At 56.6% G+C, this 8,768-nt stretch carries 7 protein-coding genes; all 7 read right to left on the bottom strand.

All coding sequences use genetic code 11. The annotated features are described in order from the left end of the window. Positions 1-185: 185 nt before the first annotated feature. Positions 186-764 (bottom strand): PBECR3 domain-containing polyvalent protein, encoded by a 579-nt coding sequence (locus TQ39_RS19030; RefSeq protein ID WP_050006704.1) that lies wholly within the window; start codon positions 762-764, stop codon positions 186-188. Between the two features lie 46 nt (positions 765-810). Beyond that, on the bottom strand, positions 811-1,479 hold the full coding sequence (locus TQ39_RS19035) for a hypothetical protein (RefSeq protein WP_050006705.1): 669 nt from the start codon (positions 1,477-1,479) through the stop codon (positions 811-813). 82 nt (positions 1,480-1,561) lie between these two features. Then, positions 1,562-2,041: a hypothetical protein gene (locus tag TQ39_RS19040; RefSeq protein ID WP_050006706.1), complete on the bottom strand. Its 480-nt coding sequence runs from the start codon at positions 2,039-2,041 to the stop codon at positions 1,562-1,564. After that, positions 2,010-3,062, bottom strand: coding sequence for an LPD23 domain-containing protein (locus tag TQ39_RS19045; RefSeq protein WP_050006707.1), 1,053 nt, complete (start codon positions 3,060-3,062; stop codon positions 2,010-2,012). The genes TQ39_RS19040 and TQ39_RS19045 overlap by 32 nt, the downstream gene beginning before the upstream one ends. Positions 3,063-3,190: 128 nt before the next feature. Further along, on the bottom strand, positions 3,191-3,373 hold the full coding sequence (locus TQ39_RS19050; protein ID WP_040910142.1) for a hypothetical protein: 183 nt from the start codon (positions 3,371-3,373) through the stop codon (positions 3,191-3,193). Next, positions 3,366-7,880 (bottom strand): LPD23 domain-containing protein, encoded by a 4,515-nt coding sequence (locus tag TQ39_RS21890; protein ID WP_050006708.1) that lies wholly within the window; start codon positions 7,878-7,880, stop codon positions 3,366-3,368. The genes TQ39_RS19050 and TQ39_RS21890 overlap by 8 nt, the downstream gene beginning before the upstream one ends. Positions 7,881-7,929: 49 nt before the next feature. After that, positions 7,930-8,118 carry a hypothetical protein gene (locus TQ39_RS21125; RefSeq protein ID WP_009324250.1) on the bottom strand — a complete coding sequence of 63 codons (189 nt, stop codon included), beginning with the start codon at positions 8,116-8,118 and terminating at the stop codon, positions 7,930-7,932. Positions 8,119-8,768: the final 650 nt, after the last annotated feature.

The following is an 8,768-nucleotide window of genomic DNA, read 5'->3' on the forward strand; positions in this document are numbered from 1 at the left end:
CTTCCGAACCGCATCGTAGTTTTCGCGCACCTCCCCCGCGCTCATCCCCTGCACCTCGGCACGGGTATACAAGCGTGGGGCGGTTGATTTTTCGGGAAAATGTGGTATACTTTTATCAGAGGGATTGGTAGTTGACGGCTCGGACGTAATCTTGGGGGCTTGTACATCCAAGGGCTGCCCTCCCTCTATTTTTTGTTGATATACGCACTCACGATATAGTTTTTCTTCGTATTTGCATCCGAAGCGGCCTCTACTACATAGTAGGTGCCGTTTATTTTTTTGTAAAACACAACTTTAGGAGCAGGCTTTCCATTTTTTCTAGAATATCCCTTTGCAAATGTTGGCTCCAGTGTTGCACCGTCGAAGTGTTCCAAAACATACTTAATACGTCCAACATCTTCAGAATTTGCCATGCTCTTATCGGCTTTTCCCTGTTTCTCATGACGCCTATTGATATGTTCCACACCGTTTTTATCCAAAACGATTGTATTATCCGATACGTCCATTCCTGTAAGGGTTTTTATCGTATCCGCCATTCTCCGGCTCACTTGTGCAACGGGGTACGGGGGCAGATTTTGTTCTCCATTTTTCACAGCGTCATAATACACCACCAGCTCCGGGTCAACCGCCTGTTTATACTCCTCAATGCGCTGCATTTCCTCTGGTGTGTGTGTATTGGGATTATCGTTCACCGCGGTGTTTTCCACGTCCACTTCGATATCTTCAGTGTTGCTTTTCGACGTCTGCGTCTTCGGCGAATTCACGCCTTGTGCAAGCTCCCCGTTTTTGTCCCAAAGGCGCTTGTCGGCCTTAAATCGGCCTCCATTTCGCCTGCGGCGAAACCGCGCGGCCGGTTACCGGCCCCACAGGGGCCGCTATTTTGCCGTTCCCGTCACGGCTGCGCCGCGCCGGGGCCCCGACGGCAAAACCCCGGCGCATGGATTCCTGTATCGCATCGTAGTTTTCGCGCACCTCCCGCGCGCTTATCCCCTGCACCTCGGCACGGGTGTACAGCTGCGGGTCAACCAGTGTCTGCGCGCCCGGGCCGCCTTCTGCCTGCCGGCTTTCCGCCGCCCGCAGCATGCGCATCACGTCGGCGCTGCTTACCGTGTCCCGGCCTGCCAGCTCCCGCGCAAGACGGCCCGCGGTGGTGTCCTCGCCCTGTGCAAGGCCGTACTGCAAAGCGTTGTAAAACGAACCGCTTTCCACCGCGCGCGGCGCGGCGTAGCGGTTCGCCGCCCCGTTGTACGCCATGCCGCCCGCGGCGCTGCCAAAGCCCATCAGGCCGCCGCCCGCGAACGCAAGCCCGGCCTGCTTTGCAACGTCCCACCCTGCGTGCCGCCGGGCCTCCTCCTCGCTCTCGCCCTGCGCCTTATACTGCCGCACGGCAAGGTTGTAGTCGGAAAGGTCGCCCATGATCAGCGTGTCCGCCGCAGCGTTCGCAAGCTCGGTGAACAGCTCCTCGCTTCCCTCGCCCAAAATGCTTTTGCCAAGGTTCTTTATAAGCAAGGCCGCAGCGGTTTGCACCGCTGCGGCTTTGCGTTTTCGGGGATATTTTGTTTTACCAGAACATGGTGCCTTTGATTTGCGCCAGGTATTCTTCCGGGGGAATATAGGTCTCCTCCGCCTGTTCCGGATGCTCTTGCAGCAAGCGTTCAAGACGTGCGGCTTCCGCGATTACAGCCTGCGCCGTCTCGCGCGGATATGGGTCATAAGATTGGGGAGTGTGCAGTTTATAAAATGAAATCACTTCTTTTAATTCTTTCAACTGCTCTGAGTTTTTCAACAACCCATAGCGTGCATCCAAACTGGGAATCGAATAGAATGAATAGCCTTCTTCCACTTTTGCCTGTTCCAAAAATTCCTCGCTGGGAACATATTCTTCCTCCGCCAGTTCCGGGTGGGCTTCTATCAATTTTATCAAGCGGCAGGTTTCATCAATCACAGCACATGTATACGGCGTATCCTCAAAGTCGTCGATTGTTGTGATCCAATATCTGGTTTTTTCTTTATAGTATTCCTTTTGCCGTTTGTTTGTCACTTTTGTCCCCCCAATTTTTTATGAATGCCTCTATTTCATCTTCAGTATACCCTATCCTTTCCAGCGTTTCAACAATGCGCTGGGATTCAACGCTTTTGTCCAGCACGTTGCCCGCCACGTCCGGCCATGTTTTTTCACGCTGGTCTTTGGTGTAATACCAGCGCTTTGCCGTTTGCCGCGCCATTTTTTCGCCGCCGAGGTTTACATATCCGTTGGTGGCCGCTGTTTCTATATCGGGCGCGCCCGCCTGTTTCGCCGCCGCTTCTTCCAGATAATGCAGCCTTTCTTCTTTTGTTTGCAGGCTTTGGAACTCCGGCGTATCCTTTACCGCTTCATATGCGTCGCTCACCAGCGCCGCATATGCCAGCTTTCGGCTTCCGCCCGTTGCAAGCTCCTCCTCATTTTGAATGGCGTGCTGTACCTCGTGCATTATGTCCGACATGCTTTTATTTTTAAACGTATCTTCAGCGAAATGCAACATTCTTTTTTTGGAAGAGTATTTCCCCTTTTCGCTTTCCGGCAGCATTCCCAATTTTACGTTTATATCCGCTATACCCGGCACAGCCTCGTACAGCTCCGGGTGCTCCAGATAGTCCGCAAGGCGGCCGCCCTTTTCGCCCCGCGCGTCGCCGTCCGGGCGCGGCTTTGCGCCGCGGTCGTTTATCTCCCGCACCCACGCGCCGCCGCCGTCCCTTGTCAGGTGCGTTTCGCTCCATATCGTCTTCGCGTTCTCTCCCTGGGCTTCCAGCTCCTGCGCACGCGCGATCTGCTCCGCGTCCGTGGCGCGCACAAAGCTGTATTTCTCCCCCGCAACGCTTCCCGCCTCGCCACGCAGCAGGTTCACCAGCGTGCGCTCCGCTTCGTCCAGCATGGCCCGCTCGCTGCCGCTCAGACGGATGGCGATGCGGTTTTTCAGCCCGCGCACAAAGTCCAGAAAGGTTTCCATCAACCCCCGGTCGCGCTCCACCGCGCGCACCAGCTTTTCCGGGTCCGCCACAAGCTCCTGCGCAAGCCGCAGCACGGCGCTCCTATACAAAAGGGGGGCTGTGACGAAACCCAAAAGTTCGTTACAGCCCCTAAATATTTCATTGCGTAATAATCTCTACTATCTATGTCACCTAATTCTACTGTCTCTGTTTTGTCGGAGTCCTACTCATCATATTCTTCCTCATTTGGGTTTCCGCAATATTTCATTACGATCGAAAGTAAAAGCAACCCCTCCTCGTCCGGTTCCGTCTTACGTCGTCTTTCATATTCCTCGTCTATCAGATTTTGGGTATTCTCCCAAAAATTCACGATTTCGTCATCTTTTAGCGTCATTTCTTCAGCCATTATAATGTACGCCCCCGATTCTCGTTATTTCCTCCTCAGAATATCCCATATCCAACAGCATGTCAATAAAATCCGGCCAAGAATCCTGTGCATATCGCATGTTTCCGCTCAGGTCTGGTGCGTTTGCATAACGCTCTCTTGTTGTAAAATCAGCCCTTTTGGCTACGTCCCGCGCCTCAATTTCTCCTCCAGCCTGACGATATCTGCGCTTGTCAGATAGTTCATTTTCTTGAAACGATTCCTCCGCCATCGCATTTCTTACATATATAAGTCTTTCCCTTGGCGTCTGTAATTTAAGATACTCAGGAGTATTTTTTACTCTCTCATAGTTTTCGACAAAGCTCCATCGGTTGGCCTTCGCATGGTTGCTCCCCCGCGCAAATCCCTCGACTTCCTGTATGCCATGCTGTGCTTCGTGCAAAATGCTGCCGCGCTGCGCGCTTTTAGATGCTTCAATGCCGCCTTGTCTGCCGCGGTACCGCGCGTTTGTGTTGGGCGGCAGCGTGTCCACTACCTGCATCGGAACTTCAAACACCTGAGGTTCTAACCGTTCCAGTGTGGGGTGGTACAAATAGTCCCGCAGTGTGCCGCTTTTTCCCTGCCATTGTCCGGCTTCTGCTCCGTCTTGCCGGGCGTTGCCGTTCCGGTAATACACCGCGTCGCTATCGTCTACTTCCATTCGCCATTTTCCGTCTGCGCCCCGAAACCAGCCCGTCTGGCGGCGTATATCTTCATTCGTTTCGCCGTCCTGCTCCATTCCCTTTGCCGTTTCCAGGGCCGCACGCTCGGTTCGGTTCAGGTTGGCCTTTTCGCCTACAAAGCTGTATTTCTCCCCCGCAACGCTTCCCGCCTCGCCACGCAGCAGGTTCACCAGCGTGCGCTCCGCTTCGTCCAGCATGGCCCGCTCGCTGCCGCTCAGACGGATGGCGATGCGGTTTTTCAGCCCGCGCACAAAGTCCAGAAAGGTTTCCATCAACCCCCGGTCGCGCTCCACCGCGCGCACCAGCTTTTCCGGGTCCGCCACAAGCTCCTGCGCAAGCCGCAGGCTTATTTCCTCGTTCAGCGCCGCCGCGTCGATATTCCCCTGTGCGTCCAGCAGCCCCGCGCGCGCCGGGCTGTCCGGGCTTAAGTAGTCCGCCGCCGTCTGCCGCGCAATCTGCTCCAAAGCCGCGTCGCTCTGTGCAAGCCCCAGCACGGCGCTCTCAAATTTCGCATACGCTTTCGCGTCCGCTGCCTTCATGCTGTGCCCCAGCTCGTGCACCGCCGCGCCGAACGCATAGCCCTCGCCGCCCAGGTTCACCGTAATGCGCCTGCCCTGCACCGCGGCCTGCACCCCGCTGCCCGGCTGGAACACATATTGCAGCTCCATTTTCGCCGTGCCCGCCAGATGCTCCAGCCAGTCCAGGTCTGTTTTGCCGGCCCGCCCCGTTTCCAGCGCCATGCGCCGCGCCGTCTCCGTCTCCGCGCTTTGCAGCAGCTCCCCGTTTTTGTCCCAAAGGCGCATGGATTCCTGTATCGCATCGTAGTTTTCGCGCACCTCCCGCGCGCTCATCCCCTGCACCTCGGCACGGGTATACAAGCGCGGGGCCGGGTTCAGCGCAGGCGGAACGGCTGAAACGTCGCTTGTCCGTTCAGCCGCCGGGCCTGAAAAGCCTGTTGCGTTTTCCCCTGTTTGTGCTATACGGCTGTTAGAAACAGGCGATATCGTATGCGAAGGCGCTTTGAGTGTAGGGACAGAACCATTTTGGATATCGGTCGTTGCAGAAATATCTCCTGTTTTGGTTTTTCCCGCGGCTGCGTCTATGTTTTCAAATGTATTAAACGCGTTCCACGCCGTAAACGCTTGCTGTGCATCAATGCAACTCAACAATTCCAGTTCTTCGGCATTTTTAGAATTGTATGCCCCCGCCCAATATGCGGCCATTTCGTCGCGTACCGCAGCTTGACCTTCCTGTGTGGTAAGATCAAGCTGCCCGTCATAATGTGCTTCGTTTATAATCTGTGCACATGCCAAGTAATAGTAGCTGCTTTTATCTGTGGCCTGATCAATGGCCGAAACGAAATCATGTGCTTCCGGTTTATTCTTTCGCACGGCTGCATGAACGCTTTCATGCGCCAAAACACTGTCTGGATTTAACGCTGTCCCGTTATAAATATATACACGCCCATCCGGCCCTGTAACAGCATCCCCTCGTTCCACAGTTACGCCATTCTGATTCGTCTCCAATGGAGCATCTATGACAATAGCTTCTATCCCGCGTGCGCTCAGCCCGTCTGCAATTTGTTTTGCTGCGCCCTCCGGCTGTTTCGCTATTGTATATGCATAGCTGGCGCCACCATGCCTCTCTATTTGCTGTTTTCCCCGTTCTCGGGCGCTCCGCTGGAACTGTTCTGCATTTTCCTGCGCAATTCGTCTAATTCTTCTCGCGTTGGAGGATTGGCCTTCACCCCTGTATACCGCTCCACCATCTTTGCTATTCCATCCACTTTTCTCTGAAACTCCTTGTCCTCCATCAATCGCACCTCCACTGAATTGTTCTGTGTTTTGCGCGGCATGCCATGCTTCGCCTGCCGTGCTGCTGCCACTATTATCCGTCCCGGGCGCTTGCCTGTCAACCATACGGCTTTGTGTGCCGCCTTGCAGTTCCCCGTTTTCATCCCACATTTCCATGGATTCCCGTATCGCATCGTAGTTTTCGCGCACCTCCCCCGCGCTCATCCCCTGCACCTCGGCACGGGTGTACAGCTGCGGGTCAACCAGTGCCTGCGCGCCCGGGCCGCCTTCTGCCTGCCGGCTTTCCGCCGCCCGCAGCATGCGCATCACGTCGGCGCTGCTTGCCGTGTCCCGGCCTGCCAGCTCCCGCGCAAGACGGCCCGCGGCGGTGTCCTCGCCCTGTGCAAGGCCGTACTGCAAAGCGTTGTAAAACGAACCGCTTTCCACCGCGCGCGGCGCGGCGTAGCGGTTCGCCGCCCCGTTGTACGCCATGCCGCCCGCGGCGCTGCCAAAGCCCATCAGGCCACCGCCCGCGAACGCAAGCCCGGCCTGCTTCGCAACGTCCCACCCTGCGTGCCGCCGGGCCTCCTCCTCGCTCTCGCCCTGCGCCCTATACTGCCGCACGGCAAGGTTGTAGTCGGAAAGGTCGCCCATGATCAGCGTGTCCGCCGCAGCGTTCGCAAGCTCGGTGAACAGCTCCTCGCTTCCCTCGCCCAAAATGCTTTTGCCAAGGTTCTTCACAACGTCCAGAAAGGTGCGCGGGTCACTTTTCGCCATCCACGAAAGGTTTTCAATGCTGTACTGCTCGAACAGCCCTTCAAAAATGCCCGCGGCGACGCCCGCGCCCATCGCTTGGCTGTCGGAAGCGCCTTTCTCCTTTGCGCTGCGCACGGTACTCGTCATTGTGCCGCTTCCCATCAGCACGCCGGACAAATATGGGTTTCCGCCGCTCATCGCCATGTTTGCAAGGCTGTCCGCCCAGCTCATGCCCGTCTGATACACAAAGGACGCCGCTTTCCCGGCGAGCCCGCCGCCCAGGCCTTCTTCAATGTTGCGGCCCGTTTCGTCCCGCACCGCGTCCCGGTAAATATTCATCGTTTGCGCGGGCGTATTCACGTCGATGGGCGCGTAATCGCCGGTAAATGTATTTCGCGCCCACTGCTTCGCATAGTCCAGCGCAGCTGGCAGATTCCATGCGTTTGCCGCCACGCTTGCCGCGTTGTGCAGTATCGGGGCTTCGCCTGCGCCCTGGCGCGCGGAGGTTTCCAGTTCCTGCGCGTACCGCGCGTTTTCCAGCTGCTGCGCATAGCGCGAGAGCGAACGAGCGTCCACGTCCGCCGGCAGGCTGTTCGCGGCCTGCTCCAGCGCGGCCGTGGCCTGCCTGCGCTCCTCGTACGCGTCCGCCATTGCCAGCTGCTGGTCAATGGGCATGCCCAGCCCGCTTGTGTCCAGCATCCACGGGTACATGTTGTTTGCGATATCCCAACGGTTGGCGGCATCGTTTGCGCGCTGTACCGTGCTTTGGCCGTCCGCGCCCAGCGCATTGTAGGCGTTTGCGTTTTGTTCATACCACTGCGCCTCCCGTTCGCGTTCGGCCGCTGTCATCTCCGGGGTTTCCTCCACACGCCCCCATGTGGGGGAAAGCGTGTCCGCCCCGAACTGCCCGAAGCTTTGCAGCTGCAGATCCGCCCATTCGTTTGCCAACGCCGTGTTTTTCGGCTTTGCGGCGCTGCTGCGGAGCCAGCCGCCAACCGTTTGCCCCGCCTGCTGCCCGACGATCGCCGCCGGGTCCGCCCCGAACTGCCCGAAGCTTTGCAGCTGCAGGTCCGCCCATTTGTTTGCCAATGCCGTGTCTGCGGCCGGCTTTTTGCCCGCGGACGAAGCGGCTTTGCCGCGCTGCGCCTCGATCAGCTCCACCAGATTGGACGGCTGCGCCCCGCCAAAAGCGCCGGGAGCCGTATATTTCCCCGCCGCGCCCGTTTTTTTGTTGCTTTTTTTCACACTTTTCTGCATTTGTTCCCGCCTTTCCAAGCCGCTTTCCGGCGAAGCCGTGCGGCCGTTATTATGCCTGTCCAATCAGATACGCCCGCCGCTGCTCCACGATTTTACCGTGGTTCGCACATTGCGCGTTCGTGCAGGTAAGGTCCTGCTCTATGTATACTTTGGTAGCGGTGTCCGGGCTGTTGTCGCCCTCGGCCTTTGTTCGGCTGCCGGAAATGCGCATCTCCGTTTTACACAAGGGACATAGCATTTTGTTTCACCTCCTCGATTTCATCTCGGTTTTCGCTCCGCAAAAACCGGTGCTTGCCGCCGTTCGGCTCCATTTCGCCTGCGGCGGAACCGCGCTGGCGTTCCTTGCCCCCGCCGGGGTGAAAGTGGAAGCCGCGTGTGGGAAAAGAGGAAGGCCCCCGCTTTCGCGGGGCCGATTACGAGTCTCCGACGGCCTACTTTCTTAGCATTAAGAAAGTAGGCAAAGAATGTTAGGGGGCGTTCCGCTCAGCTAAAAAATATAAATTTCAAATTCCATATCAAATTTATATTTTTCTTCACGCTTCGACCCTAAAGGGGGCTTTGCGAACTAAGCTCACTGCGTTCGCTAAGTTGCAAATGCCTCCGAGGCCCCCTAAGACCCCCAACGGCAAAAGAGGAACGATTTTCCGCCGCGCCCTTAACAGTAAGAATGACATGCGCGTGGCTCTATCGAAAAATCCGATTTCAAATTTACCCTCACCTTACAGGTGCGAGAGACTTTTGCAGCAAAGCATATTTTTTTTGCGCCTGCTGCCTTTACATGTCGGTTGAATACGAACTATATTCTCTCTATTGGAAATAAAAATTCCTTTGCTCACTCTCTGCCGGCGGAAGAGGAAGAACAGGAACGGAGTATCTTTCTGTGACTCT

The sequence above is a fragment of the Ruthenibacterium lactatiformans genome, assembly GCF_000949455.1.
GTDB classification, from domain to species: Bacteria; Bacillota; Clostridia; order Oscillospirales; family Ruminococcaceae; genus Ruthenibacterium; species Ruthenibacterium lactatiformans.